This window comes from Methylobacterium sp. 190mf (assembly GCF_900107945.1).
Lineage (GTDB): Bacteria > Pseudomonadota > Alphaproteobacteria > Rhizobiales > Beijerinckiaceae > Methylobacterium.
Genome location: NZ_FNVI01000005.1, coordinates 47,606 through 72,551, shown reverse-complemented (window position 1 = coordinate 72,551; position 24,946 = coordinate 47,606). Strand labels below are relative to the sequence as shown.

General features: G+C 72.9%; 25 protein-coding genes. 18 read left to right on the top strand and 7 right to left on the bottom strand.

Annotation, left to right across the window (positions count from 1 at the left end; all coding sequences use genetic code 11):
* Positions 1-3: 3 nt before the first annotated feature.
* Positions 4-1,908 carry a cobaltochelatase subunit CobT gene (gene cobT / locus C4T42_RS07450; protein ID WP_020092686.1) on the top strand — a complete coding sequence of 635 codons (1,905 nt, stop codon included), beginning with the start codon at positions 4-6 and terminating at the stop codon, positions 1,906-1,908.
* Between the two features lie 349 nt (positions 1,909-2,257).
* Here the strand turns inward: cobT and rpmB are convergent, their stop codons facing one another.
* A complete protein-coding gene (gene rpmB / locus C4T42_RS07445) occupies positions 2,258-2,560 on the bottom strand; it encodes a 50S ribosomal protein L28 (protein ID WP_012320636.1) in 303 nt (100 codons plus the stop codon).
* A 354-nt stretch (positions 2,561-2,914) separates the two neighbouring features.
* On the opposite strand from rpmB, the gene C4T42_RS07440 reads away from it, so the two are divergent.
* From C4T42_RS07440 to C4T42_RS07405, 8 genes are all read left to right on the top strand, one after another.
* Entirely contained in the window at positions 2,915-3,856 is a 942-nt protein-coding gene (locus C4T42_RS07440) for a DUF3108 domain-containing protein (RefSeq protein WP_234081223.1), read from the top strand.
* A gap of 81 nt (positions 3,857-3,937) precedes the next feature.
* Complete coding sequence (locus tag C4T42_RS07435) at positions 3,938-4,228, top strand: DUF1330 domain-containing protein (RefSeq protein WP_020092689.1); 291 nt, start codon at positions 3,938-3,940, stop codon at positions 4,226-4,228.
* Positions 4,229-4,385: 157 nt separating this feature from the next.
* Positions 4,386-4,700: a hypothetical protein gene (locus C4T42_RS07430; RefSeq protein ID WP_020092690.1), complete on the top strand. Its 315-nt coding sequence runs from the start codon at positions 4,386-4,388 to the stop codon at positions 4,698-4,700.
* Positions 4,701-4,912: 212 nt separating this feature from the next.
* On the top strand, positions 4,913-8,140 hold the full coding sequence (locus C4T42_RS07425; RefSeq protein ID WP_020092691.1) for a helicase-related protein: 3,228 nt from the start codon (positions 4,913-4,915) through the stop codon (positions 8,138-8,140).
* Positions 8,141-8,150: 10 nt separating this feature from the next.
* On the top strand, positions 8,151-8,459 hold the full coding sequence (locus C4T42_RS07420; RefSeq protein WP_020092692.1) for an RNA-binding S4 domain-containing protein: 309 nt from the start codon (positions 8,151-8,153) through the stop codon (positions 8,457-8,459).
* A 217-nt stretch (positions 8,460-8,676) separates the two neighbouring features.
* Positions 8,677-9,015: a ferredoxin FdxA gene (fdxA, locus tag C4T42_RS07415; protein ID WP_020092693.1), complete on the top strand. Its 339-nt coding sequence runs from the start codon at positions 8,677-8,679 to the stop codon at positions 9,013-9,015.
* 503 nt (positions 9,016-9,518) lie between these two features.
* Positions 9,519-10,124 (top strand): CarD family transcriptional regulator, encoded by a 606-nt coding sequence (locus tag C4T42_RS07410; RefSeq protein WP_020092694.1) that lies wholly within the window; start codon positions 9,519-9,521, stop codon positions 10,122-10,124.
* A 315-nt stretch (positions 10,125-10,439) separates the two neighbouring features.
* Complete coding sequence (locus tag C4T42_RS07405; protein ID WP_012320644.1) at positions 10,440-11,315, top strand: RNA polymerase factor sigma-32; 876 nt, start codon at positions 10,440-10,442, stop codon at positions 11,313-11,315.
* A 152-nt stretch (positions 11,316-11,467) separates the two neighbouring features.
* Here C4T42_RS07405 and C4T42_RS07400 read toward each other — a convergent pair whose 3' ends face one another.
* From C4T42_RS07400 to C4T42_RS07390, 3 genes are all read right to left on the bottom strand, one after another.
* Positions 11,468-12,700, bottom strand: a complete 1,233-nt coding sequence (locus C4T42_RS07400) for an MFS transporter (RefSeq protein WP_020092696.1) — start codon at positions 12,698-12,700, stop codon at positions 11,468-11,470.
* Positions 12,701-12,814: 114 nt separating this feature from the next.
* Positions 12,815-13,207 (bottom strand): tautomerase family protein, encoded by a 393-nt coding sequence (locus C4T42_RS07395; protein ID WP_020092697.1) that lies wholly within the window; start codon positions 13,205-13,207, stop codon positions 12,815-12,817.
* Between the two features lie 26 nt (positions 13,208-13,233).
* Positions 13,234-13,794, bottom strand: coding sequence for a DUF4865 family protein (locus C4T42_RS07390; protein ID WP_020092698.1), 561 nt, complete (start codon positions 13,792-13,794; stop codon positions 13,234-13,236).
* Positions 13,795-13,881: 87 nt separating this feature from the next.
* Between C4T42_RS07390 and C4T42_RS07385 the strand changes: the two genes are divergently transcribed.
* The gene (locus tag C4T42_RS07385) at positions 13,882-14,760 is read left to right on the top strand and encodes a LysR family transcriptional regulator (RefSeq protein WP_020092699.1); all 879 of its coding nucleotides are present in this window, start codon (positions 13,882-13,884) and stop codon (positions 14,758-14,760) included.
* Between the two features lie 22 nt (positions 14,761-14,782).
* Here C4T42_RS07385 and secB read toward each other — a convergent pair whose 3' ends face one another.
* Positions 14,783-15,283 (bottom strand): protein-export chaperone SecB, encoded by a 501-nt coding sequence (secB, locus tag C4T42_RS07380; protein ID WP_026604852.1) that lies wholly within the window; start codon positions 15,281-15,283, stop codon positions 14,783-14,785.
* Between the two features lie 346 nt (positions 15,284-15,629).
* Here secB and C4T42_RS07375 point away from each other — a divergent pair, with 346 nt between their 5' ends.
* From C4T42_RS07375 to mltG, 5 genes are all read left to right on the top strand, one after another.
* Complete coding sequence (locus tag C4T42_RS07375; RefSeq protein WP_020092701.1) at positions 15,630-16,343, top strand: Tim44/TimA family putative adaptor protein; 714 nt, start codon at positions 15,630-15,632, stop codon at positions 16,341-16,343.
* A 38-nt stretch (positions 16,344-16,381) separates the two neighbouring features.
* On the top strand, positions 16,382-17,560 hold the full coding sequence (locus tag C4T42_RS07370) for an MltA domain-containing protein (RefSeq protein WP_244603187.1): 1,179 nt from the start codon (positions 16,382-16,384) through the stop codon (positions 17,558-17,560).
* A complete protein-coding gene (locus tag C4T42_RS07365) occupies positions 17,557-18,189 on the top strand; it encodes a Smr/MutS family protein (RefSeq protein ID WP_020092703.1) in 633 nt (210 codons plus the stop codon). The genes C4T42_RS07370 and C4T42_RS07365 overlap by 4 nt, the downstream gene beginning before the upstream one ends.
* 124 nt (positions 18,190-18,313) lie before the next feature.
* Complete coding sequence (mutM, locus tag C4T42_RS07360; protein ID WP_020092704.1) at positions 18,314-19,204, top strand: bifunctional DNA-formamidopyrimidine glycosylase/DNA-(apurinic or apyrimidinic site) lyase; 891 nt, start codon at positions 18,314-18,316, stop codon at positions 19,202-19,204.
* A 150-nt stretch (positions 19,205-19,354) separates the two neighbouring features.
* A complete protein-coding gene (gene mltG / locus C4T42_RS07355) occupies positions 19,355-20,770 on the top strand; it encodes an endolytic transglycosylase MltG (RefSeq protein WP_020092705.1) in 1,416 nt (471 codons plus the stop codon).
* 49 nt (positions 20,771-20,819) lie between these two features.
* On the opposite strand, the gene C4T42_RS07350 is transcribed toward mltG, so the two are convergent.
* Positions 20,820-21,455, bottom strand: coding sequence for a PAS domain-containing protein (locus tag C4T42_RS07350; RefSeq protein WP_043712453.1), 636 nt, complete (start codon positions 21,453-21,455; stop codon positions 20,820-20,822).
* A gap of 353 nt (positions 21,456-21,808) precedes the next feature.
* On the opposite strand from C4T42_RS07350, the gene C4T42_RS07345 reads away from it, so the two are divergent.
* Positions 21,809-22,666 carry a YicC/YloC family endoribonuclease gene (locus tag C4T42_RS07345; RefSeq protein WP_042671436.1) on the top strand — a complete coding sequence of 286 codons (858 nt, stop codon included), beginning with the start codon at positions 21,809-21,811 and terminating at the stop codon, positions 22,664-22,666.
* A 64-nt stretch (positions 22,667-22,730) separates the two neighbouring features.
* Positions 22,731-23,393 (top strand): guanylate kinase, encoded by a 663-nt coding sequence (gene gmk / locus C4T42_RS07340; protein ID WP_020092708.1) that lies wholly within the window; start codon positions 22,731-22,733, stop codon positions 23,391-23,393.
* A gap of 109 nt (positions 23,394-23,502) precedes the next feature.
* Here gmk and C4T42_RS07335 read toward each other — a convergent pair whose 3' ends face one another.
* On the bottom strand, positions 23,503-23,949 hold the full coding sequence (locus tag C4T42_RS07335) for a DMT family transporter (protein ID WP_020092709.1): 447 nt from the start codon (positions 23,947-23,949) through the stop codon (positions 23,503-23,505).
* Positions 23,950-24,049: 100 nt separating this feature from the next.
* Here C4T42_RS07335 and C4T42_RS07330 point away from each other — a divergent pair, with 100 nt between their 5' ends.
* Positions 24,050-24,943 (top strand): LysR family transcriptional regulator, encoded by an 894-nt coding sequence (locus C4T42_RS07330; protein ID WP_020092710.1) that lies wholly within the window; start codon positions 24,050-24,052, stop codon positions 24,941-24,943.
* Positions 24,944-24,946: the final 3 nt, after the last annotated feature.

Below are 24,946 nucleotides of genomic sequence, written 5' to 3'. Positions count from 1 at the left end.
CTGATGTCCATCTCCAACCGCAAGCCCGGCGAGCGCCGCGAACCCGTGGCCGAGCCCCTGAAGCGCTCGGTGGCCGGGTGCCTGCGCGCCATCGCCCGGCGCTCCGAGGTCGAGGTCACCTACGCGACCGACCGGCCGGCGCTCACCGGCGACAAGGCCCGCCTCCCTGAGCCCCCGCGCAAGCTCTCGGCGCAGGACGTCGCGGTGCTGCGCGGCAACGCCGACGCCATGGCGCTGCGGCTGGGCTGCCACGACGTGGCCGTCCACCGCCGTCTCGCCCCCGAGAACGCACCCGCGCGCGCCGTGTACGACGCGGTCGAGCAGGCCCGGGTCGAGGCGATCGGGTCGCGCCGGATGGCGGGCGTGGCCAGCAACATCTCGGCGATGCTGGAGGACCGCTACCATCGCGGCGGCAAGTACGAGTCCATCACCGACCGGGCCGACGCTCCGATGGAGGATGCCGTCGCCCTGATGGTGCGCGAGCGCCTGACCGGCCAGAAGCCGCCCGAGGCCGCAACCAAGATCGTCGAGCTGTGGCGCGAACATATCGAGGCCAAGGCCGGCCCGAACCTCGACGGGCTGCTCGGCTCGATCGAGGATCAGCGCAAGTTCGCCCGCTCGGTGCGCGACCTCCTCACCTCCCTCGACATGTCGGACGAGACGCCGTTCGACGCGGAGGACGACGAGAACGACGACGAGAACGACGCCCAGGACGACGAGCAGAACCCCAGCGAGGGCGATTCGGAGGAGAAGAGCCAGGGCGAGCGCGCCGAGATCGAGACCTCCGAGGAGGCCTCCGACGAGATCGAGGAGGGCGCCCAGGAATCCGCCGACGCACCGTCTGGTGAGTTGCCCGAGGAGGCCGAGGACGCGGAGTCGGAGGAGGCCTCGGAGGCCTCGCGCCCGCCGCAGCGGCAGGGCAACGAGGCGCGCGGGCCCGAGTACAAAGTGTTCAATCCGCGGTTCGACGAGGTCATCCACGCCGAGGAGCTGTGCGACGCCGACGAGCTGTCGCGCCTGCGCTCCTACCTCGACAAGCAGCTCTCGCACCTGCAGGGTGTGGTCGGCCGCCTCGCCAACCGGCTCCAGCGCCGCCTCCTCGCCCAGCAGAACCGCGCCTGGGAGTTCGACCTAGAGGAGGGGCAGCTCGACCCGGCGCGGCTCGTGCGCGTGGTCATCGACCCGTACCAGCCGCTCTCCTTCAAGCAGGAGAAGGACACCAATTTCCGCGACACGGTGGTCACGCTGCTCCTCGACAATTCGGGCTCGATGCGCGGCCGGCCGATCACCGTGGCGGCGACCTGCGCCGATATCCTGGCGCGGACACTGGAGCGCTGCGGCGTGAAGGTGGAGATCCTGGGCTTCACCACCCGCGCCTGGAAGGGCGGCCAGAGCCGCGAGGCGTGGCTCGCCGCCGGCAAGCCGCCGAATCCCGGCCGCCTGAACGACCTGCGCCACATCGTCTACAAGTCGGCCGACGCGCCCTGGCGGCGCGCGCGGAAGAACCTCGGGCTGATGATGCGCGAGGGGCTGCTCAAGGAGAACATCGACGGCGAGGCCCTGGACTGGGCGCACAAGCGCCTGCTCGGACGGCCGGAGCAGCGCAAGATCCTGATGGTGATCTCCGACGGCGCGCCGGTGGACGATTCGACCCTGTCGGTGAATGCCGGCAACTACCTGGAGCGGCACCTGCGCTGGATGATCGAGGAGATCGAGACGCGCTCGCCGGTGGAACTGCTGGCCATCGGCATCGGCCACGACGTGACCCGGTACTATCGCCGCGCCGTGACGATCATCGACGCCGAGGAGCTCGGCGGGGCGATGACCGAGAAGCTCGCCGAGCTGTTCGAGGAGGACGGCGCGGCGCCGACGGGGCGGATGCTGCGCGCAGCGGGCGGGCGGCGGTAATCACGCCGCGCGCTGCCGCGCGCAACAGACGATCCGCGTCGAGGAAGCTGGCAGATCCGAACCTCGACACGGTTCATGTTCGCAACTTGGACGGCGAAGCCCCCTCCGTCATCACGAGCGCAGCGAAGTGACCTAGGGCGGCGCGGGGCTTGTCCACGTGGCGCCGCCTGGATTGCTTCGCTCCGCTCGCAACGACGGCGCAGGGGCATCGGCCGGACATTGACGGCAGCCTGCGGCCGAGCTCTGGATTGCTTGAAGTGGCATGCCAGCCGCAAACAAGCGGAAACCGCCGCGGCCTCGACGGCCACGGCGGTTCAAACCGTCCGATAGGGGCGTGAAGCCCGACGACTCAGGCCGCGGCGGCCGGGGTCTCGGCGAGCTTCTTATGGATCTCGCGCTTCAGGAGGCGGGCAGTCTGCGACAGGTCACCCTCGCCGGCCTTGATCAGGAAGGCGTCGAGGCCGCCGCGGTGCTCCACCGAGCGCAGGGCGTGCGCCGTGACACGCAGGCGGACGCGCTTGCCCAGCGCGTCGGACTGGAGGGTGACGTTGCACAGGTTCGGCAGGAACCGGCACTTGGTCTTGCGGTTCGAGTGGCTCACGAGGTGGCCGACCTGAACGGCCTTGCCGGTGAGTTCGCAGCGGCGCGCCATGATAAAAAACGATCCCGTCTCGTTCCGCCCGGTGAAGACCCGATCGCGGCCGGCGCGATCATCGTCGCAGCGGGCGGCGCCCATTGCGTGTTCCAGGTCCGGCGGAGTCCTGTTGAAGGCGCGAGCCTATAGGCGACGAAGGCGCGGTGCGTCAAGGTGCCGGCGGGGTTCAGCATCGCGCCGGACGACCAACGGTCTGTTAACCACGATGCCGGGATATAGCCTTCTTCCACCTGCAGGAAGGCGCCTCTCCCCGCTCCGTGCGTCGCAGAGGACGTCGGCGAGCGGGTGTGTTCGAGAGGGTGCGTTCGAGCGAGTGTCTTGGCCCGCCCGCCCTGGGATGCGATCCGGATCATGAGCGCCACGCCAATCCGTCGAATGATCAAGCCGTCGAAGAAGCACGCTGCCGGGCGCCTCGCGGGCAGCCTCCTCGCGGTCGCGGTCCTCGCGGCCCCGACCGATGCCGGCGCGCGGACGTCGCGGGCCAAGCGGGCCGCGCCCGCCGCCGCGACCGTGGCGGTCGATTACGGTATCAACCTCGCCGGTCTCCCGATCGGCACGGCCCGCCTGGCCGGCTCCTTCGACCGCGACCGCTACATGATGGACGTGTCGGCCGTGCTCACCGGCCTCGTCGGCGCGATCACCGGCGGCAAGGGCTCCGCCCGGGCCTCGGGAAGCTTCTCGGCCGCGCCGCAGCCCGGCGCCTTCGCCATCGCGACCCAGACGGCGAGTTCCGGCATCGCGGTGCGCATGGCCCTGGCGCGCGGCAACGTCGTCCAGGCCGAGATCACGCCGCCGCTCGTCGACATGCAGGACCGCGTGCCGGTCACCCCGGCCAACAAGCGCGGCATCATCGACCCGGTGAGCGCGCTGCTGATGCCGACCCAGGGGCGCGGCGAGCCCCTCGACCCGGAGAACTGCAACCGGACCCTGCCGGTCTTCGACGGCGCCACCCGCTTCAACGTGGTGCTGAGCTACGCCGAGACCCGCCCGGTGCAGAAGCCCGGCTATGCGGGGCAAGTCCTCGTATGCAACGCCCGCTACCAGGCGGTCGCCGGCCACCGGCCGGACCGGCCGGGCGTCAAGTTCATGGAGGAGAACCGCGAGATGTCGGTCTGGCTCGCCCCCGTCGAGGGGACGCGCGTCCTGATCCCGCTGCGCATCTCGGTGCTCACCACGATCGGCACCAACATCATCGAGGCCACACGCTGGAGCCAGAGCGGCACGCCGACGACCACCGGCACGGCCGGCGCCGCCGGCAACAGTGTCGCGCAGGCGAGCCTGTCCGGGCAGTAGCGGCGCGTCAGGGAGCGTTTGACCGGCGGCCGGTTTCCCGGCACCTCGGCGCGGCGCGGCAGCCGCGCGGGGAGGTCAGCAGTGCCCAAGGGCTACATCATCGTCCGGATGACGGTCACCGACCCGGACACCTACAAGGACTACGCCGCCATGGCCTCCGAGGCGATGCGCAAGTACGGCTGCAAGCCGCTGGTGCGCGGCGGCCGCTGCGAGGCGCTGGAGGGCGAGGGCCGTCCGCGCAACGTCGTGCTGGAATTCGAGTCCTACGAGGCGGCGCGCACCTACTACTTCTCGCCCGAGTACCAGGCTGCCGTAGCCAAGCGCCGGCCCGCGGGCATCGGCGAGGTGGTGCTCGTCGAGGGCGTCGACTGATCGACGTACCGGTCGCAGCCGGGCTCGACGCGGCCCGCGCCATCGGCGCGTGCTGCGAGATGACCCAGGGAGGCGCCGGGCCGGTGGGAACCCTCGCGGCGGGGACCGCGGCCGCGCGGGTGGAGGGAATCTTCACGTTCCCGGCGATAATGCCCGGATGTGCTCGCCTGCCCTCCGAATCGCCCTCGCCCTCGCCCTGGCCGCGCTCGCGGGGCCGGCCGCGGCGCAGTCCCTCAGTGCCGGGTCCGCCGATCCAGGGTGCGGCGGTGACGCCTTCTCGTCGGCCGAGGTCGTCGAGAACAGGCCGCCCCGCCGCGGCCCCCTCGTCGCGACCCCCGACACGCTCTGCGCCGACCTCGCGCCGCAGCCGGGCACGCCGACGACGCAGATCGACGTCTACCCGATGATCACGCCGCAGATTGGACCTGGCGGCGGCGGCATCCCATATGGGGGAGGACCGTACCGGCCCTAGCGTCCCTGACGCGGTCGGCCGGTCGAACCCGCCTCCCCGCCCGCGCCGCGACGGCGCCGCGACGGCCTTCCCGCTCGAAGGAACCGCCGACCATCGACGCGCTGCTCCGCCCCACGCCCAGCCGCTCGCTGTCCCGCGAGGCCCGCGCCCGCGGCGTCACCGCGGTCCTCGGGCCGACCAACACCGGCAAGACGCATCTCGCCATCGAGCGGATGCTCGCCCACCCGACCGGCATGATCGGGCTGCCCCTGCGGCTGCTCGCCCGCGAGGTCTACCTGCGCGTCGTCGCGAAGGTCGGCCCCGAGAAGGTCGCCCTCGTCACGGGCGAGGAGAAGATCAAGCCGGACCGTCCGCGCTACTGGATCTGCACCATCGAGGCGATGCCGCGTGACCTCGACGTGGCGTACGTCGCCATCGACGAGATCCAGCTCGCCGCCGACATGGATCGCGGCCACGTCTTCACCGACCGCCTGCTCTACGTCCGCGGCCGGGAGGAGACCCTGCTGATCGGCTCCTCGACCATGCTGCCGCTGGTCCAGGACCTGATTCCGAACGTTCACACCACGACCCGGCCGCGGCTCTCGCAGCTCACCTTCGCGGGGGAGAAGCGGCTGTCGCGCCTGCCCCGGCGCACCGCCATCGTGGCGTTCTCGGCCGAGGAGGTCTACGCGATCGCCGAGCTGATCCGCCGCCAGCGCGGGGGCGCCGCGGTGGTGCTGGGCGCCCTGTCGCCGCGGACCCGCAACGCCCAGGTCGAGATGTACCAGGCGGGGGACGTCGACTACCTCGTGGCCACCGACGCGGTCGGGATGGGCCTCAACCTCGACGTCGATCACGTCGCGTTCGCGGCCAACTGGAAGTACGACGGCACCCGCTTCCGCAAGCTCACCCCCGCCGAGATGGGCCAGATCGCGGGGCGCGCCGGCCGCCACCTCGCGGACGGTACCTTCGGCTCGACCGGACGCTGCCCGCCCTTCGAGGCCGAGCTGGTGGAGCGGCTGGAGAGCCACGACTTCGATCCCCTGCGCATCCTGCAGTGGCGCAATCCGGATCTCAGCTTCGGCAGCCTGGAGGGCCTGCAGGCGAGCCTCGACGAGCACCCGCGCGAATCGGGCCTGACGCGCGCGCCCATGGGGGAGGACCAGCAGGCCCTCGAGATCCTCATGAAGGAGGACGACATCCGCGACATGGCGCGGAGCGCCGCTACGGTGCGCCGCCTGTGGGACGTCTGCGGCGTGCCGGATTACCGCAAGGTCCACCCGCAGGTGCACGCCGACCTCGTGGCGCAGCTCTACCGATTCCTCATGAAGGGCATGGCGGGCCGCATCCCCGACACGTGGTTCGCCGAGCAGGTCGCGATGATCGACCGGACCGACGGCGACATCGACACGCTGTCCCGCCGGATTGCCCAGGGACGCACCTGGACTTTCGTGGCGAACCGTCCCGACTGGCTGCGCGACCCAGAACATTGGCAGGGCGAGACGCGTCGGGTAGAGGACAGGCTGTCCGACGCCCTGCACGAACGCCTCGCGAGCCGCTTCGTCGACCGGCGCACAAGCGTCCTGATGCGGCGCCTGAGAGAGAACACGATGCTCGAAGCCCAGATCACCGCCGACGGTGACGTCACCGTCGAGGGTCAGCATGTCGGCCACCTTCACGGATTTCTGTTCGTTCCCGATGCCAGCGCCGAGGGGCACGAGGCCAAAACCCTGAGGAGCGCCGCCGAGAAGGCGCTCGCCGGGGAGATCGAGTCCCGGGCCGAGCGGTTTTCGGCAACGGCCGATTCGACCCTCGTGCTCTCGCACGACGGCACGATCCGCTGGACCGGCGCGCCCGTCGCCAAGCTCACCCCCGGCGAGAAGCTGTTCGCCCCGCAGATCCGTCTGCTGGCGGACGACAGCCTGACCGGCGCGCATCGCGAGAAGGTCGAGGCGCGCCTCGAAGCGTGGTTGAAGGCCTACATCGTGCGGCTGCTCGGGCCGCTGATGGAGATCGAGACCGCGGCAGACCTGACTGGCCTCGCCAAGGGAATCGGCTACCAAGTCGTCGAGGCGCTCGGCGTGCTGGAGCGCTCGAAGGTGGCGCACGAGATGCGCAGCCTCGACCAGGAGGGCCGCGGCGCCCTGCGCCGCCACGGCGTCCGGTTCGGCGCCTACCACATCTTCCTGCCGGCGCTGCTGAAGCCGGCGCCCCGCACGCTCGCGGCTCAGCTCTGGGCCCTGCGCAACGGCGGCCTCGACCAGCGCGGCCTCGACGAGATCGCGCATCTCGCCGGCTCCGGCCGCACCTCGATCAAGGTCGACCGCGAGATCGCCAAGGGCCTCTACCGCGCGGCCGGCTTCCGGGTCAGCGGCGAGCGGGCGGTGCGGGTCGACATCCTGGAGCGGCTCGCCGACCTGATCCGCCCGGCGATCGCCTACCGGCCCGGTACCACCCCGGGCGCCCCGCCGGACGGCACCGCCGACGGCGACGGCTTCGTGGCCACCGTCGGCATGACCTCGCTGGTCGGATGCTCGGGCGAGGATTTCGCCTCGATCCTGAAGTCGCTCGGCTACAATTCCGAGGCGCGCCCCGGCCCGGCCATCACGGTGCCGCTCGTCCCCGCTGCCGCCACCGCGCCGGCGGCGCCGACCGCCGCCGAGGCTTCCTCCGAGGAGGCTGTCGCCGCGCAGGCTGATGCCGCCGAGCCGGTCGGCGACGAGGCCCCGGCCGCCGAGGGTGTCGAGACCACCGCCGATCACGCTGACGCGGCCGAGGAAGCCCCGGCCGCCCTCGAGGCGGAGCCCGCCGAGGGCGAGACTGCGGACGAGTCGGCCGGCACGCCGGTCGACGCGGCCACCGAGGCGCCCGCGACCGAGACATCTGCGACCGAGTCGCCCCACGCCGAGGCGGAGCAGCCGGCCGAGGCGGACGCCGCGCCGGCGGCCGAACCCATCGCCGAGGAGACCGCGCCCGACGCGGCCGCCGAGGTGGAGCCCGACGCGGCCGAGTCGGCCGAGACGGCCGAGGCCGTTGGTGCCGAGGGCGAGGGCGCAGCCGAGATCCCGCAGATCGAGGTCTGGCGCCTGCAGCGCCACCAGCGCCCGGCCCACCAGCGCCCGCAGAACCGTCCCCGCGGGGCTGGTCGGGGGCGCGACGGCGGCCAGCAGGGCCAGCATTCGGGACAGGGGCGTCCCGACGGTGGCCGGCCGGAGCAGCGCCGGGCCGAGGGCGACGGTGGCCCGCGCCCCGGCCGGGACCGCGGCCCGCGCCGCGACCGCTTCGAGGGCGGCCGTCCGGAACGCCGCGACGACCAGCGCGGCGCCGAGCAGCGCCATTCCGGCCCGCGGCCCGACCAGCGGCCGCCGCGGCGCGAGCGGGCGCCCGATCCGGACTCGCCCTTCGCCAAGCTCGCGGCCCTGAAGGCGCAGCTCGAGGCCGGCGACGGCGGGAAGCGCTGATCCGCGGCGGATGCGCGAGGACCGGCAGCGCCTCGACAAGTGGCTGTGGTTCGCGCGCTTCGCGCGGACCCGGTCGCTCGCGGCGCGGCTGGCCTCCGACGGCTTCGTGCGGGTGAACGGCAGCCGGGCCGAGAACCCCGCGAAGGCCATCGGCATCGGTGACGTGGTCACGGTGGCGGCGCCCCACGCGACCCTGGCCGTGCGGGTCCTCGGTCTCGGCCTGCGCCGCGGCCCGGCGTCGGAGGCGCGGCTCCTCTACGACGACCTGTCGGGCGGCACCCTGTCGGTCGAGGACGGTCCGGACGGGCCGTCCGAGTGATGAGGTCGCGCCACAGCGGCCGCGCGAGCGACCCGACGCGAACCCTTGCGGCGCCCGCACGCTTGTCAGTCCGGGAGGCAGCGTCTAGAGCCGTGGGCCTCCGAGATCCGTCCCCGAGTCGGGTCTCACCGGCGTTCCCCTCGCAGCACCCTCCGGGCGCGCGGGCCGTCTCCAGGCTCCGCCCGGGCCAAGTCGAGTTTTAGGACGAAGACATCCGATGACCTACGTCGTCACCGACAATTGCATCAAGTGCAAGTACACGGACTGCGTCGAGGTCTGTCCGGTGGACTGCTTCTACGAAGGCGAGAACATGCTCGTCATCCATCCGGACGAGTGCATCGATTGCGGCGTCTGCGAGCCGGAATGCCCCGCCGAGGCGATCAAGCCCGACACCGAGTCGAATCTCGACACGTGGCTGAAGCTGAACGCCGACTACGCCAAGTCCTGGCCCAACATCACGCAGAAGAAGGAAGCGCCGGCCGACGCCAAGGATTGGGACGGCAAGAGCGGGAAGCTCGAGGCGCATTTCTCGCCCAACCCCGGCTCGGGCGACTGACCCCGCGCCGGCCCCGCAGGTTCTGACGCCGGCCCGCGGCCCGCTTCCCAGATTGCGGGAAGATCTGTCGGGCCCCTGCCGCCGCTGAACCCCGCGGCGGGGCTGCGTCATACGAGGGCCTGATACGCGGCCAGGTCATTCCTGTCCCGCCGCACCAGTGTAAAACTCTTTGGCGCCGCGCTTGGTCCGCGCGTGCGTCTTCAGGGATGCTTTGATCTGCGCGCCGGATTGTGGTAGACAATCCGCCTGCCGTCGCTCGCGCCTGACGTGCTCCCTCCGGCTGAAACGCCTTCGCTTTTCGTGGGTTAGGAGTAGTACGCGCTCGACCGCTGGAGGCGACTTCGGCGGGCGGGCTAGGCGTTCGCACGGCCGCGCCGGGGAACGCCCGGATTCGTGCGCTCGGCGCCGGGTCCGGGAGCGGCGAGGCAGACCGGGTGTCCCGCCCGGAAGAACACGGTTTCGCGCGGCGCCGAACGCTGCGCGCCAGTGGAGGCCCTTCTCGCATGACCACAGCCAAGAAGACGACGACCGCAGGCCGGCAGGGCTTCAAGACCGGCGAGGCTGTCGTGTATCCGGCCCACGGCGTCGGTCGCATCACCGCGATCGAGGAGCAGGAGATCGCCGGCTACAAGCTTGAGCTGTTCGTCGTATCGTTCGAGAAGGACAAGATGGTCCTGCGCGTCCCCACCGCGAAGGCCAACAGCGTGGGCATGCGCAAGCTCGCCGAGCCGGAACTGGTCAAGAAGGCGCTCGACCTGCTGACCGGCCGCGCCCGGATCAAGCGCACCATGTGGTCGCGCCGCGCGCAGGAATACGAGGCCAAGATCAACTCGGGCGACCTGCTCGCCGTCACCGAGGTCGTGCGCGACCTCTTCCGGTCCGAGGCTCAGCCGGAGCAGTCCTACTCCGAGCGCCAGCTCTACGAAGCTGCCCTGGACCGGATCGTGCGCGAGATCTCGTCGGTGAACCGCATCACCGAGACCGAGGCCCTGAAGCTGATCGAGCAGAGCCTCGCCAAGTCGCCCCGTCGGGCGAAGAACGAGGCGGAGCCCGAGGCCGAGGCCGACGGTGACAGCGAGGGCGACGACATTCAGGAGGAGGCCGCCTGAGGCGCGCTTCCCCCCCGCGGACGACATCGAACCCGGCCCCTTTGGCCGGGTTTTTTGTGCCCGGACCGTTCCGACCCGGCGCGCCGGCCCGGTCGTTTCGGGACATCCGGGCTGGACGGCGCGCGGCCGGATCCCATCTGATCGGAACGGAACACGATTTCGTGGCCGCCCGGTTGTCGCATTGTGGGGCATCGGGACGGAACTTTCGCGTTTTGCCTTCCGTTGTCGGTTGCCTGGCGTCGCCTCTCGGTGGCGCCTGCGCGTCGGGCTATCGGCTCGACGCCGCAACAGCACTCGACAACAAGAGGCAGGCGGATGGCTGAGATCGCGGGAATTCGACGGCAGTTCATACGGACTGCCATGGAGGCACCCTTCCTGGCCCGGGAAGAAGAGCGCGGCCTCGCCGTCCGCTGGAAGGACGAGCGCGACGAGCGGGCCCTCCACCGTCTGATCTCCGCCCATATGCGCCTCGTCATCGCCCTGGCGGGGCGTTTTCGTCACTACGGCCTGCCCATGGCCGACCTCGTCCAGGAAGGGCATGTCGGCCTGATGGAGGCCGCCGCCCGGTTCGAGCCCGAGCGGGACGTCCGCTTCTCGACCTACGCGACGTGGTGGATCCGCGCGTCGATCCAGGATTACATCCTGCGCAACTGGTCGATCGTGCGCGGCGGCACGTCCTCCGCGCAGAAGGCCCTGTTCTTCAACCTGCGGCGGCTGCGCGCCCGGCTGATGCAATCCACCGAGGAGCATGTCGGCGACGAGATCCACCGCCGCATCGCCAGCGCCATCGGCGTGTCGCGGGACGACGTCGCCCTGATGGACGCGCGCCTCTCCGGTCCCGACATGTCGCTCAACGCCCCGGTGGGCGAGGACAGCGACGCCTCGTCGGAGCGGATGGACTTCCTCGTCGACGGCGCCGACCTGCCGGACGAGACCGTGAGCGCCACGGTCGACGGCGAGCGTCGGTTGAGCTGGCTCCAGCAGGCCCTGACCGTGCTGTCGGAGCGCGAGCTGCGCATCCTGCGCGAGCGCCGCCTCGCCGAGGATCAGGCAACCCTGGAGGCCCTGGGCCAGCGGCTCGGCATCTCCAAGGAGCGCGTCCGCCAGATCGAGAACCGGGCCCTGGAGAAGCTGCGCCGCGCCCTGGCCGACCGCTTCCCCGCCGCGACCGGCAGCCCGCATATCGGCTGAGCCCACGCGGTAGCGACACCGACGCGAAGCCCGGCCCCGAGGCCGGGTTTTCGCGTTTCAGAGGGCCCCGCGTCCGGCGGCACCGCAACGCGCGGGGGCGCCCCGATCCGGTCCTATAGCGGGTCGACGCGGGCTTCGGTCGCGCGGCCGGTTCAGGCTCCCTGAGCGGCGGTGCTGCGCCGCTCCCGCCGGCGGCTGCGCCGGCCGGGCTCGGGCGTCGCGTCGAGCCAGATCACCAGCGCGAGGGCGATGAGCGCCGGCAGGCCGAGAGCCAGGAAGGCGCCGGTCCAGCCGAACATCCCGTAGGACAGGCCGCCGTACCAGCCCGACAGGGCGCCGCCGACGCCCTGCACGGCGTTGACGCTGCCGATGGCCGTCTGGGTCCGGCCGGATCCCCAGGTCAGGTCGGCGACGATGACCGGCACCGCCACCCCGACGATGCCGGAGGCGACGCCGTCCAGCACCTCGGCGGCGATCAGCCAGACCGGATCGTCGATGAGGCCGGACAGCAGCGCCCGCACCGGCAGGACCGCGAAGGCGACCATCAGCAGTTGGCGGCGGCCGCGCTTGTCGGCGAGCGATCCGGCGAACAGCGCCACCGGGACCATCACCAGCTGGGCCACCATGACGTAGCGGGCCGTCCAGGTTGTGGCGTCGGCCGCGGTCGCGACCAGCTTCTGGCCGAGCAGCGAGAGCATGCCGCCGTTCCCGAGATTGAACAGGGTCAGCGCCACGGTCAGCACCAGCAGGCGACGGTTCCCCAGGACCTGGCGGAGGCCGCTGCGCTCCGGCTCGTCCGAGTCGTCCTCCTTCCAGCCGACGGCGCGGCGGCGGCTCCACGCCTTGGCCGGCATCGTCGCCGTCGCGGCGATCGCCGCCAGCGCCATGCCGCCGAGCACCCAGAAGGCGATCGCCGGGCCGAAATAGCCGGTGCCGAGGCTGATGGCGCCCGCCGCGATCAGGATACCGACGTGATTGAAGGCCTGGTTGCGCCCCTGCTGCGCGGGGAACCGGTCCTTGCCGACGATACCCAGAGTCAGCGCCGCGACGGCCGGCAGCAGCAGGGTGCCGCCGGCCGCCGCGAACAGCTGCGCGCACAGCACCGCCGGGAAGCTGCGGGCCGGCAGGAGCAGCAGCGTTCCCACCAGGATCGCCCCGCAGGCCAGCGCGATCAGCAGGCGCGGGCGCGGGAACCGATCGACCAGGGCACCGAACGGTCCGCTCAGGAACAGCGTGCCGATGCCGACCAGCGTGATGACGAACCCGACCCGCGCGGGGCTCCACGAGGCCGATTCTGCCAGCCAGGTCCCGAGAAAGGGTCCGAGGCCGCCCTGGATGTCCCCGATGAACAGGTTGATCAGGGCGAGGTTTGCGGTGGGGGCCATGCGATCCTGGAGCCGTTTCGGGCCCCGGACCTGTACTCCCCCCCCGGAACGGTCAAGCCCGGATCGCCGCCATCATCGCCGCACCGCTCCCGCGGCGGACTCGCTGCACCGGCCTCACGGCTCCCGCGGGCCGTACTGCATCAGCCCCTCCCCGAATGACCAGTTCTCCGGGTTGACCTCGACGAGGTTGATGAAGACGTCCCCCGGCGCCACGCCGGGATCGCGGGCGAGGTTGCGGGTCACGGCGGCGTAGAGGGCGCGCTTCTGCGCGGTGCCGCGCGTCGCGTTGGCGGTGATCTGGACGATCACGAGGCGGTCGCTGCGCCGGATCCCGAGATAGTCGGGACCGTAGACGAAGTCCGACGCGTCGTGCTGGTGCACCAGGGCGAACAGGTCGCCCTCCGGCACCGCGAAGGTCTCGCGCATGGCGTCGTAGACACCCGCGACGAGAGCGGCCCGGTAGGTCTCGGTCGTCCCGGCACGCAGGGAGATGCGGGTCAGAGGCATGGTCTGGCTCCTCGATGAGTGGGAAATCAGCGGCCGCGCGCCGCGGCGAGGCCCGGCGCGGCGAGATGGGCGATCGCGGTTCCGGACAGTCCGGCGGCCGCCTCGGCACGGAGGGTGAAGCGGGTGAGGCGCCATCCGTCGGGATCGAGCCCGGCCACGGTGGCGAGGACGTCGCGCCCGGCCGCGATGTCGCGCCCGCGTCCCCGCTCGTCGTCGCGCAGGGCGGCGAGATCCTCCGCGGGCCCGACGAGACGCGTCTCCTCCGAGAGGGCGCCCGCCGCGTCCCCCGGCCCGAACGCGGCTGCGACCGCCAGCCACGTCTCGATGCGCGGCCGGCCGAAGCTCGCGATCACGGCGCCGAACCCAGCCCCGGCCAGGAACGCGGCGGCGGCGCCGGCATCCTGCCAGAGATAGAGAGAGCTGTAGGCGTTGGCGGCGGCCCCGCGCGCCCGGTCCTCGACCGTGAAGGCCTTGAAGACGAGGCCGGGCACCGCGTCCCAGGCCGGCGCGCGGGCGGCGACGCGCGCGCGGATCCTGTCCATGGCGTAGTCGGCCGGCAGACGATGGCGGTAGCGGGTGATCAGCATGGGGCACTCCCGAAGAGGCCCGCAGGCTTGCACGCCGCCTCGATAACGGGGACATATCGGCGCTGATATCTACGATAAGAGTGCGTTATGGTCGCCGATCGTCCCCTCGACCTCGAAGGCGTCCTGGCCTTCGTGCGCGTGGTCGATCTCGGCAGCTTCACCCGTGCCGCCGAGGCGCTCGCCACGTCGCAGGCGGCGATCAGCCTGCGGCTGAAGCGGCTCGAGGACCGGCTCGGCACGCGCCTCCTGGACCGGACCCCGCGGCACGTGGACCTGACGCGCCAGGGCGCCCTGTTCCTGCCGGCCGCTCGGCGCCTCCTGGACGCCCATGACAGCGCCGTGGCCGACGCGGCGACGGCGCAGCCCGCCCGGCTCAGCCTCGGGATCAGCGACCACGTCGCCGGCCCCGATCTGCCGGTGCTGCTGCGGCGCCTGGGCCTGGATCGGGCCGGGCTGATCACGGAGGTGCGGATCGTCCCGTCGCGCGATCTCGCGGCCGCGTTCGGATCCTCCGGCGAGGGCGGCTACGACGCGGTGATCTTCCGGACGGAAGACGAGGCCGGCCACGGCGGCGCGGTCCTGGCGGAGGAGCGGCTGGGCTGGTTCGCCGCACCGGATTTCCCGGCGCCCCGGCCGGGCGAGACGCTGCGGCTGGCGGGACTCGCGGGCCCCTGCACGGTCCGGGGCGCGGCGACGCGGGTTCTCGACGCGGCCGGGCTCCCCTGGACCGAGGTCTTCGTCGGCGGCGGCGTGCTGGCGGTGGGGGCGGCCGTGATGGCGGGGCTGGCGGTGGCGGCCCTGGCGCCGAGCACGGCACCGGCCGGCGCCGTGGAGGTCGGCGGCCGGTTCGGGCTACCCGAACTGCCGCGCACCTTCGTGGTCCTGCGCGCCCGCCGCCTGGCCGGGCGCCCCGCCGAGGCGCTGCGCGCCCTGGCGGCGGCGTATCGCGGTCCCGGCGGCCGCTGAGCGGCCGCCGGCTCGTCCTGCCTCAGGAGGCGAGCGGGCCCTGGGCGCCCTGCTGCTCCATCACCTTCTGCCGGTAGAGGCCGACGAAATCGATCGGGTCGATGTACAGGGGCGGGAAGCCGCCGTTGCGCACCGCCTCGGCCACGATCTGGCGGGCGAAGGGGAAGAGCAGGCGCGGGCACTCGATCATCACCGCCGGATGGATCTGGTCGGCCGGGATGTTGAGGAGCCGGAAAACGCCGGCATAGGTCACCTCGAAGGCGAACAGCACCTCGTTCTGGATCTTGGCGTCGCCCTCGAGCTTCAACTCGACCTCGAAATCGGTCTCCGAGAGCTGCTGCGCGTTGACGTTCACCTGGATGTTGATCTGCGGCCCCTGGCCCTCCTTGGGCTGGAGCGAGCGCGGTGCGTTCGGATTCTCGAAGGACAGGTCCTTCGTGTACTGCGCCAGGGCGTTGATGGTCGGCGCATCGCCCTGCGGCATGCCGCCGCCGTTGCCGTTCGCTGCCGGGGAATCGGCCATGCGGATCATCCTTCTCGATCGACCGGCAGGGCCGGCGCGGGTTGTTGTCGCGGCGGGAGCGGCTGGATCACGCCGCGGAACTGCCCAAACGGCAGGGCCGCTAACACGCGGGCCGGGCCTGGACAAGCGAGCGGGCGCGGCGCTGGCGCCGGCGGCCCCCACGACCCATATCGACCGGATCGCAATTGACGCGTGGGTTCGATCGTCCGGCCGACACAACCGGCTCGCTCCCGACGCGTTGGTCGGATATGAGTCGGCCAGACCTCTGCGCGCTTAGCCGGCGCCGCACCGCGCGCGACCTGAGCAAGGGGCACAGGGTCTCGCCGCGGCCACCATCGGATCGGTGATGCAGGACAGTTTCGACGTTACGACGATCATCTTCCTCGCGCTGGCCGTCTTCGTGATCTGGCGTCTGCGCTCGGTGCTCGGTCAGAAGACGGGGGCCGAGCGCTCGCCGTTCAAACCGGTCGACCGCAGCCGGACTGAGCCCCAGGCGCGCTCCGACGGCGACAACGTCGTTCGCCTGCCCGGCGCCGACCGGGTCCAGGCCGCGCCGCAGCCCGCCGCCGCCCCGCGGGACTGGCGCGGGATCGCCGAGCCGGGATCCGAGGTCGCGCGCGGCCTGGAGGCCTGCATCCAGGCGGAGCCAAGCTTCGATCCCCGCGCTTTCATCGAGGGCGCCAAGTCGGCCTACGAAGCCATCATGATCGCCTTCGCCAAGGGTGACCGGAAGACCCTGCGCGGCCTCCTCTCGAAAGAGGTCGGCGAGGCGTTCGAGCGGGCGATCGCCGAGCGCGAGCGCAACCGGCAGACGCTCGAGACCACCTTCGTGTCGATCGACAAGGCCGAGATCGTCGCCGTCGAGGTGCGCAACCGCGTGGCGCACGTCACCGTCCGCTTCCTGTCGAACCTGATCACCGCCACCCGCGACGCCGACGGCAAGGTGGTGGACGGCAGCGCCGAGACGGTGGTCGAGGTGCCGGATGTCTGGACCTTCGCCCGCACGCTTGGCTCGCGGGACCCGAACTGGCAGCTCGTGGCCACCGAGGCCGGCGCCTGAGTCCGTGACCGGCGTTCCGTGACGATCTTGCCGTGCCGATGTCCCGCGCCCGGTCCGGAGCAGTCCCGGCCGCCCTCCTCGCGTCCCTCCTGAGTCATGCCGTGTCCGCCGCGCCGACGGCAGTCGGCGGCGCGGTGCTGACCCCCGTGGCCGCGGCGGACCTGCCGGGCTTCCCCGGCGCGGGGGCTGAGGCGGCGCTCGACGCCTTCCGCCGCGTCTGCGCGGCCCCGCCGCCCGCCCTGCCCCAGCCCGACGGCGTCGCGGGAGATCCGGCCGCCCTCGCCGAGGCCTGCGCGGCCGCCGCCGGCCCCGTGCCCGACGCCGCCGCCTTCTTCCGCGAGCGGTTCGAGGCGTTCCGCGTCGCGCGGCCCGGCGCGGACCGGCCCGGCTTCCTGACCGGCTATTTCGAGCCGGAACTCACCGGCTCCCTGGAGCCCGGCCCGGATTTCCCGACGCCGGTCCTGGCCCGCCCCGATGACCTGATCTCCCTCGGCCCCGGCGAGACCCGCCCGGGGCTCGACCCGGCCCTGCGCGCCGCCCGCGCCACCGCGGACGGCTTCGCCCCCTACCCCGACCGCGCCGCGATCGACGACGGCGCCCTGGGCGCGCGGGCGAAGCCGATCCTGTGGCTGCGCGACGCGGTCGACCTGCTGGTCCTGCAGGTCCAGGGTTCCGGGCGCGTCCGGCTGCCGGACGGGCGCGCGGTGCGGGTGCTCTACGACGGCCGCAACGGCCGCCCCTACACGGCGGTGGCCAAGCTGATCGTCCAAGAGGGCCACCTGCCCCTGGAGGGCCTGACGCTCGCCCGCTGGACCGGCTGGCTGCGCGCCCATCCCGAGACCGCCAAGCGCCTGATCCGCGCCAACGCCTCCTACATCTTCTTCCGCCTCGCTCCGGTCGCGGATCCGGCCCTCGGGCCACCGGGCGCCGCGAACGCCCCCCTCAACCCGGGCCGCAGCCTGGCGGTGGATTCGACCCTCTGGCGGTACGGCCTGCCGTTCTGGCTCGCCGGCCCCCTCCCCGGCGCGACACCAGGTGAGGCCGGGCGCCTCGTCATCGCCGCCGATACCGGCTCGGCGATCGTCGGCCCCGCCCGCGGCGACCTCTTCGTCGGTACCGGTGCGGAGGCCGGCGTGGCCGCCGGCAACCTCCGCGACGCGATCGGCTTCGTGGTCCTGCTGCCGCGCCGCGCGGCGGTGCCCGGAGCCGCGCCGTGAGGGCCCCGCGCCGCGGGCGCCGCCTCACCGCGGGAGAGACCCGCCTCTGGGACGCGATCGCCAAGCTGGTCACGCCGCTGCCGGGCCGCGCCGCCCCGGTGCCCGAGACACCTCCGCCGCCGGGCCCGACCGCCACCATGCCGGCCCTCTCGGCGCCGATCCTGAAGCCCAGCGCGCCGCCGGCCGCCAAGAGGCCGCGGGCGAAGCACCCGCCGAAGCCGGCCTCGGAGCCGGCGCGCCCGGCCACCGCCGCTCCCTACCAGGCGCCGCCCCAGCGGCACGCGCCGAGTGCCGGGCTGGAGCGGAACGCCAAGCTCGGCCTGCGCCGGGGGCGGCTCGCGATCGAGGCGCGGATCGACCTGCACGGGATGGTGCAGGCCGAGGCCCACGCCGCGCTGACGGGCTTCCTGCTCCGCGCCCGGGCCGCTGGGCATTCCTACGTGCTGGTCGTCACCGGCAAGGGCGGCCCGGGCCACGCGGACGCCTTCTCCGAGCGGGGCGTCCTCCGCCGCAGCGTGCCGCACTGGCTGCGGGGGCCGGATCTGCGCGGCATCGTCCTCGGCTTCGAGGAGGCCGCCCGCCACCATGGCGGCGGCGGCGCCCTCTACGTCCGCCTGCGCCGCCGCTAGGACGGGCCTCGGCGCGGGACGCGCGGCAAACCGCGCCGGTTCCCCGCGGTTGCGGCCCGGACCGATCCCGCCGATATCCGGATCCGGCGCACGGGGCGCCGCGGACGCAGAAATCGCGAGAGAGATGCCGGAGCTTCCCGAGGTCGAGACCGTGCGGCGGGGATTGGCGCCCGCCCTGGTCGGCGCGCGGTTCAGCCGCGTCACCCTGCGCCGGCCCAACCTGCGCTTCCCGTTCCCCGAGCGCTTCGCCGCCCGCCTCGAGGGGCGGACCGTCACGAGCCTCGCGCGCCGGGCGAAGTACCTCACCGCCGCCCTCGACTCGGGCGAGACGCTGGTCATGCATCTCGGCATGAGCGGGCGGTTCGACGTGGCTCTGCCCGACGGCAGCAACCTGTCGCCGGGAGACTTCTACCTCGAAGGCGCCCAGGGCACGCCCCGGCACGACCACGTGGTCATGGCGATGAGCACCGGCGCCACGGTGACCTACAACGACGCCCGCCGCTTCGGCTTCATGGATCTGGTCCCGAGCGCGGAGCTCGCGGCCTGCCGCCACTTCGCCCGGATGGGCGTGGAGCCCCTCGACGGGCTGACCGGGGCTGTGATCGCGCAGCTCTTCCGCCACAAGATCGCGCCGCTGAAGGCCGCCCTGCTCGACCAGCGCCTGATCGCGGGCCTCGGCAACATCTACGTGTGCGAGGCGCTGCACCGGGCGCGCCTGCATCCGGAAGCGCCGGCCGGGAGCCTCGCCCGGCCGGACGGGCGCCCGACGCCCAAGGCCAACGCCCTGGCCAAGGCGATCGTGCAGGTCCTCGAGGAGGCCGTGAAGGCCGGCGGCTCGACCCTGCGCGACTACGCCCACACGGACGGCAGCGCGGGCGCGTTCCAGCACGCCTTCCGGGTCTACGACCGGGTCGGCCTGCCCTGCAGCCGGCCCGGATGCGCCGGCGCGATCACCCGCATCGTGCAGGCGAACCGCTCGACCTTCTACTGCGCCACCTGCCAGCCTCCAGGCTGAGCGCGCCGATCGGCGCCTATCGCGCCGCGGAACGGCAATTTCGCCACAAACCCGACTAGGGTTACGCCCCTCGACGTGCGCACCCGGTTGCGGGCAGCCGATCCCGGCCCGCGACGCGTGACGGGTCGCGCGGGCCCAGACAGGATCCCGATGTTCTTCCGCCGCTCAAAGACGCCCGCGCCCGAGACCGCCGCGCAGGATCCGACGGACGAGCCCGCCCTGCCGCAGCGGCTGTCGCCGCGCTCGCCCGGCGAGGCGATCAAGCCGACCGTCGCGCCCCCGCCGCCGGAGAAGCCCGAGCGCGAGCGGAGCGGCCTCGTGGGCCTGATCAGCGGCGCCCTGACCTTCGCGGTCGTCATCGCCATCGCGGCGATGATCGGGATCACGCTGTTCCAGCGGCAGGTGCGCGAGCCGGGCCCGCTCGCGGCCGACAAGGTCGTGGTCATCCCGACCCACAGCGGAACGGCCGAGATCGCCGAGACCCTGAAGCGCGAGGGCGTGATCGACCATACCGGCCTGTTCGAGTTCGCCGCCCGCTTCGGCGGCCGGCCGGCGCTGCGGGCCGGCGAGTACGTCTTCAAGGCGCACGCGAGCATCTCCGACGCGCTCGACACGATCGCCACAGGCCGGCAGGTCCAGCACGCCATCACCTTCCCGGAGGGCCTGACCTCCGAGCAGATCGTCACCCGCCTCAACGACAACGACGTGCTCGCTGGCGAGATCAACGAGATCCCCCCGGAAGGCTCGCTCCTGCCGGACACCTACAAGTTCGAGCGCGGCGCCACCCGGCAGCAGATCGTCAACCTGATGAAGGCCAAGCAGCGCGAGGTCCTGAACCAGATCTGGCTGCGGCGCAGCGCCGACGTGCCGGTGCGGACCCCGGCCGAGATGGTGACCCTCGCCTCCATCGTCGAGAAGGAGACCGGCCGCGCCGACGAGCGGCCCCGGGTGGCCGGCGTCTTCATCAACCGCCTCAACAAGCGGATGAAGCTGCAATCCGATCCCACGATCGTCTACGGGCTCGTGGGCGGGCGCGGCACCCTCGGCCGCGGGATCCTGCGCTCCGAGATCGACCGGCCGACCCCCTACAACACCTACGTGATCGAGGGCCTGCCGCCGGGGCCGATCGCCAATCCCGGCCGCGCCGCCCTGGAGGCAGTGGCCAACCCCTCCCGGACCAAGGACCTGTACTTCGTCGCGGACGGCACCGGCGGCCACGCCTTCGCCGATTCCCTCGAGGCGCACCAGCGCAACGTCGCCCGCTGGCGGGCGGTCGAGAAGAGCCGGCAGGCGCCGCCGGACGCCGTCGACAAGGTCGAGCCGGGCCCGGACTCGACCACGCCGGGCCGCGCCTCGGCCTACGCGCCGGGCGGCGCCCCCGCGGGCAACGGGATCAACACCAACGCGGCCTTCGCCCTGGATACCGGCACACCGGGCACGCGCGCCTTCGACGCGTCCGAGGGCACCCGCCTCGATCCCCTCAAGAACCGCAGCTACGATCTGGGCTCGCCCAAGACGGTCCCGACCCTGAGCGAGCCGGCACCGGCGCCGCGCGGCCGCCGCTAGGCAGCGGCGCCGGTCCGCGCCGCCGGCTTCGGCGCCGTCGGGGCCGCCCTCAATGCGCCCGCGGGTTCCGCGGGCGCCGCGGCGCCTCTGGCGGCTCGCCCGACAGCGAGGCCGCGATCTGCCGTCCCAGCTCGTAGAGCAGCGCCTCGAGCAGCGGCTGCACCCGCGTCGCCTCCCCGGGCCCAAGATCGCCGACCAGCTCCCACAGGCGCATCGCGTAATCGGCCATCCGCTCGACGGCGGTCCCCGGCTCGGTCGGAGCCCCGAGAAAACCGACCGGCGGCTCGTACGGGCCGTCGACCCGGCTGTCGGTGATGTCGATCACGATGCCCCGACCGTAGATGTGCCCGTCCGCGCGACGCTCGAACCGGCCCCGCGCCAGGACCCAGCGCACGACGCCCGGCGCGGGCACGATGCGGTGCTCCCAGGCGAAGAGACCGCCCTCCTCGCGGACGCGACGGCGCTCGCTCTGGTCCCGGGCGAGGTCCTCCGGGTGGAAGAGCGCGGAGAGCTGCTCCCAGGTGATGCCGTCCGCCGCCTCGGTCTCGGTCAGGCCGAAGATCCGCGCCATCGTCGCGTCCCCGCGCACGCATCCCGTGTGCGGCGCATCCTCCCAGATGCCGACGCCCAGCGCGGACATCCCGAACGGCGTGAGCGCGGTCCTCCCCAATACTGATCGCGGCATGCGCCATCCGAGTTCATGTGCAGACGAGCGGGATTTCGAGCACACCTTCACTGCGGAATGCAACGTCGGCCGCGCGACACGAAAGTGAAAACGTGACCACCGCGACCGCGCGGGCGACGGCGGACGGGGCCCGCGTCGCGGGCGGGCGGCCCTACCGGTCCCAACAGCGTGCCGGGTGCCGCTCGACTGCACGGCGCCGCCCGAGATGGCCGGGCGCGCGGCGCGTCCGACGCGCGCCCGACGCGCCTCGCGACGCGGCGACGGCGGCGACCGGCCTCTTCCCACCGGAGTGATCCGTGCTACAGGCCCCGATCTTCACGGGGACGGGGGTCGGCGTGGCCCAGATCGCGAGCATGACCGGTTTCGCCCGGACGGCGGGCAGTGCCGGACCGGTGCACTGGGCCTGGGAGGTCCGCAGCGTCAACGGGCGCGGCCTCGACGTGCGCACCCGCGTGCCGGCCGGCTATGACGGGCTCGGCGAGACCGCGCGCACCGCGCTCCAGAAGACACTCACCCGCGGGCAGTGCCAGTTGACGCTGACCCTCACCAAGCCGGAGACGACCGCGCGGGTGCGGATCAACGAGACCCTCCTGGCGAGCCTCGCCCAGGCGGTGGCCCGGGTGCCGGTCCCCGAGGGCGTGGCCCCCGCCACGATGGACGGGCTGCTCGGCGTGCGCGGCGTGATCGAGGTCGAGGACGAGGCGGCCGACACCGACACCCTCGCCCGGGACCTGGCCGCGGGCGTGGTCCAGCTGGTCGCGGATCTCGTCGAGGCGCGCCGCGCCGAGGGGCGCCAGCTCGAGCAGGTCGTCACCGCTCAGGTCGACCGGATCGCCGCGCTGACCCAGGCGGCCGAGGAGAACCCGGCCCGCCAGCCCGAGGCCGTGCGGGCACGGCTGGAGGCGGCCGTCGCGGCCCTCGGCGGCAGCGGCCTCGACCCGGACCGCCTGCACCAGGAGGCGATGCTGCTCGCCGGCAAGGCAGATGTCCGCGAGGAGCTGGACCGGCTCCGCGCCCACGTGGCGAGCGCCCGGGACCTGCTGGCGGCCAGTGGCGCGATCGGCCGGCGGCTGGACTTCCTGGCCCAGGAATTCGGCCGCGAGGCCAACACCCTGTGCGCCAAGGCCAACGATATCAGCCTGTCGCGGATCGGACTCGACCTGAAGGCCGTGGTCGAGCAGTTCCGCGAGCAGGTGCAGAACATCGAATGATGCCGGGCACGATGCCGGATCGGGACGTGAGGATACGGATGCGAAACGTCGGGGAGCCACGCGCATGACCGAGCCGGCCGGGAGCGTCTCCGACTCGATCGCGCGGCGCGGGTTGATCCTGATCCTCTCCTCGCCTTCGGGCGCGGGAAAGACCACCCTGACGCGGGCGATCGCGCAGGATCCGAGCTGGGCGCTCGACCTGTCGATCTCGGTGACCACGCGGGGGCGGCGGCCCTCCGAGATCGACGGGCGGCACTACCACTTCATCGAGCGCGAGGCGTTCGACGACCTGCGCGAGCGCGACGACCTGCTCGAATGGGCCGAGGTCCACGGCAACTTCTACGGCACGCCCCGGCGGCCGGTGGAGAAGGTGCTCGGCTCCGGCCGGGACATGATCTTCGACATCGACTACCAGGGCACGCGGCAGGTGCGCTCCAAGCTCGCCCAGGACGTGGTGACGGTCTTCATCCTGCCGCCCAGCATGGCCGAGCTGCGCCAGCGCCTGGAGCGCCGGGCGGAGGATTCCGCCGAGACGATCGAGAAGCGTCTCGCCAACGCCCGGACCGAGATCCAGCGCTGGGTCGAGTACGACTACGTCATCGTCAACGACGATCTGCAGAACGCCTTCCGGGCCCTCCAGGGGATCCTGGCGGCCGAGCGCCTCCGGCGGGCGCGCCGCACCGGCCTCGCCCCCTTCGTCGAGGGCCTGCTGGCCGAGACGCCGTGATCCGGCCCTGGAGCGCTCTCCGCCGAAGTGGATACCGGTCCGGCGCAAGAGAGCGTGTCAAGACAAAGGCTTGGAGCCGTGCTCGGTTGCAGCGCGATCGCGCACGGCTCTAGCGGCGGATCAGCACGACGCCGCCGATCAGGAGCGCGATCCCCAGGAGGCGCGGCAGGTCGACGGGCCGCTGCGCGAGGCCGAGCAGGCCGGCGTGGTCGAACAGCACCGAGGCGACCATCTGGCCCGTGACGAGGAGCGCGAAGAAGGTCGCGGCGCCGAGCTTCGGGACCAGCAGGATCGCGAGGCCGATGAACACCGCGCCGAACAGGCCGCCGCTCCAGGTCCACCACGGGATGCGCTCCGCCACGCCGGCCGTCGGCACCGGGTCGCGCAAGGCGGCGGCGAGGAGCGCCATGCAGGCGAGCCCGACCGCGTAGCTGGAGACGCCGGCCCAGGACGCGGAGTCGAGGCCCGCGCGGAGATTCGCGTTCAGGATCTGCTGCAAGACGAGTCCGGCGCCCGCCAGCACGGCGAGCAGGGCGGAGAGCGCGAAGGCGAGCATTGCGGGACGGGCCTCGGGGTCGGGACGGCGGGCGGCATTGACAACCGTCCCGGCCGATGCCGTCAAATGCCGCGCTGACCCGCGTCCATGCAGTTTCGGCATGATGAACCCCGCACATCTCGACCTCTTCCGCGCCGTGATGCGCCACGGCGGCATGACGCGGGCCGGCGAGGTCCTGGGCATCGGGCAGCCCCATATCAGCCGCGCCATCGCGCAGCTGGAGGCGGCCCTCGGCTTCGCGCTGTTCGTGCGCGGGCACGGCAACGCGTTCCCGACCCCGGAGGGCGAGGCCTTCGCCCAGGAGGTCGCGCAGACCTACGCGGGCCTCGATCACCTGCAGCAGGCCGCGCGCCGGATCCGCGAGCGCGGCACCGGCGGATTGCGCGTCGCCTGCCAGCCCTCCCTGGCCGCCGGATTGCTGCCGCGCGCCATTCGCCGCCTCGACGCGGAATGCCCGGATCTGCGCATCTCGGTCCACGTCCCCAGCCCAGACACGATCTGGTCGTGGACCGCCTCGGGCCAGTGTGACCTCGGCCTCGCCCGGCCGCGCTCCGGCCATGCCGGGGTGAGCGCCGAGCCGTTCCTGCGGGTCGCGGCCGTGTGCGCGCTGCCCCGCGGGCACGCCCTGGTCCGCCGGCGCGTCGTCACGGCGGCGGATCTCGCCGGGGTGCCGCTGATCGCGGCCGGGTCGAGCCCCGTGCAGGCGGCCACCGAGGCGGCCTTCGCGAGCGCCGGCGCGACGCCGCGCTTCGCCCTGATGGCCGAGTACACGGCGGCCCGCTGCGGCCTCGTCGCCGAGGGACTCGGCGCCGCCATCGTCGATCCGGTCCCGGCACGGGCGCTCGGCGGGCTGCCCATCGTGCTGCGGCCGTTCCGGCCCGAGATTCCCATCGAGACGCTGCTGCTCCGGCCGGCGGGCCGGCCACCGGGGCGGCTCGTCGAGCGGCTGATGCTCCATCTGGCGGCGGAGCGGGACGCCCTCGTCGCCGCCTGAGCG

What these genes read in the sequence shown, in the direction of transcription:
- gmk (WP_020092708.1), top strand. Translation starts at nt 22,731, where the DNA reads ATGACCGAGCCGGCCGGGAGCGTCTCCGACTCGATCGCGCGGCGCGGG.
- C4T42_RS07350 (WP_043712453.1), bottom strand. Translation starts at nt 21,455, where the DNA reads ATGCCGCGATCAGTATTGGGGAGGACCGCGCTCACGCCGTTCGGGATG.
- C4T42_RS07410 (WP_020092694.1), top strand. Translation starts at nt 9,519, where the DNA reads ATGACCACAGCCAAGAAGACGACGACCGCAGGCCGGCAGGGCTTCAAG.
- rpmB (WP_012320636.1), bottom strand. Translation starts at nt 2,560, where the DNA reads ATGGCGCGCCGCTGCGAACTCACCGGCAAGGCCGTTCAGGTCGGCCAC.
- C4T42_RS07335 (WP_020092709.1), bottom strand. Translation starts at nt 23,949, where the DNA reads ATGCTCGCCTTCGCGCTCTCCGCCCTGCTCGCCGTGCTGGCGGGCGCC.
- C4T42_RS07385 (WP_020092699.1), top strand. Translation starts at nt 13,882, where the DNA reads ATGGTCGCCGATCGTCCCCTCGACCTCGAAGGCGTCCTGGCCTTCGTG.
- C4T42_RS07425 (WP_020092691.1), top strand. Translation starts at nt 4,913, where the DNA reads ATGCTCGCCCACCCGACCGGCATGATCGGGCTGCCCCTGCGGCTGCTC.
- C4T42_RS07440 (WP_234081223.1), top strand. Translation starts at nt 2,915, where the DNA reads ATGAGCGCCACGCCAATCCGTCGAATGATCAAGCCGTCGAAGAAGCAC.
- C4T42_RS07375 (WP_020092701.1), top strand. Translation starts at nt 15,630, where the DNA reads ATGCAGGACAGTTTCGACGTTACGACGATCATCTTCCTCGCGCTGGCC.
- C4T42_RS07430 (WP_020092690.1), top strand. Translation starts at nt 4,386, where the DNA reads ATGTGCTCGCCTGCCCTCCGAATCGCCCTCGCCCTCGCCCTGGCCGCG.
- C4T42_RS07405 (WP_012320644.1), top strand. Translation starts at nt 10,440, where the DNA reads ATGGCTGAGATCGCGGGAATTCGACGGCAGTTCATACGGACTGCCATG.
- C4T42_RS07395 (WP_020092697.1), bottom strand. Translation starts at nt 13,207, where the DNA reads ATGCCTCTGACCCGCATCTCCCTGCGTGCCGGGACGACCGAGACCTAC.
- fdxA (WP_020092693.1), top strand. Translation starts at nt 8,677, where the DNA reads ATGACCTACGTCGTCACCGACAATTGCATCAAGTGCAAGTACACGGAC.
- secB (WP_026604852.1), bottom strand. Translation starts at nt 15,283, where the DNA reads ATGGCCGATTCCCCGGCAGCGAACGGCAACGGCGGCGGCATGCCGCAG.
- C4T42_RS07420 (WP_020092692.1), top strand. Translation starts at nt 8,151, where the DNA reads ATGCGCGAGGACCGGCAGCGCCTCGACAAGTGGCTGTGGTTCGCGCGC.
- mltG (WP_020092705.1), top strand. Translation starts at nt 19,355, where the DNA reads ATGTTCTTCCGCCGCTCAAAGACGCCCGCGCCCGAGACCGCCGCGCAG.
- cobT (WP_020092686.1), top strand. Translation starts at nt 4, where the DNA reads ATGTCCATCTCCAACCGCAAGCCCGGCGAGCGCCGCGAACCCGTGGCC.
- C4T42_RS07400 (WP_020092696.1), bottom strand. Translation starts at nt 12,700, where the DNA reads ATGGCCCCCACCGCAAACCTCGCCCTGATCAACCTGTTCATCGGGGAC.
- C4T42_RS07370 (WP_244603187.1), top strand. Translation starts at nt 16,382, where the DNA reads ATGTCCCGCGCCCGGTCCGGAGCAGTCCCGGCCGCCCTCCTCGCGTCC.
- mutM (WP_020092704.1), top strand. Translation starts at nt 18,314, where the DNA reads ATGCCGGAGCTTCCCGAGGTCGAGACCGTGCGGCGGGGATTGGCGCCC.
- C4T42_RS07390 (WP_020092698.1), bottom strand. Translation starts at nt 13,794, where the DNA reads ATGCTGATCACCCGCTACCGCCATCGTCTGCCGGCCGACTACGCCATG.
- C4T42_RS07330 (WP_020092710.1), top strand. Translation starts at nt 24,050, where the DNA reads ATGATGAACCCCGCACATCTCGACCTCTTCCGCGCCGTGATGCGCCAC.
- C4T42_RS07345 (WP_042671436.1), top strand. Translation starts at nt 21,809, where the DNA reads ATGACCGGTTTCGCCCGGACGGCGGGCAGTGCCGGACCGGTGCACTGG.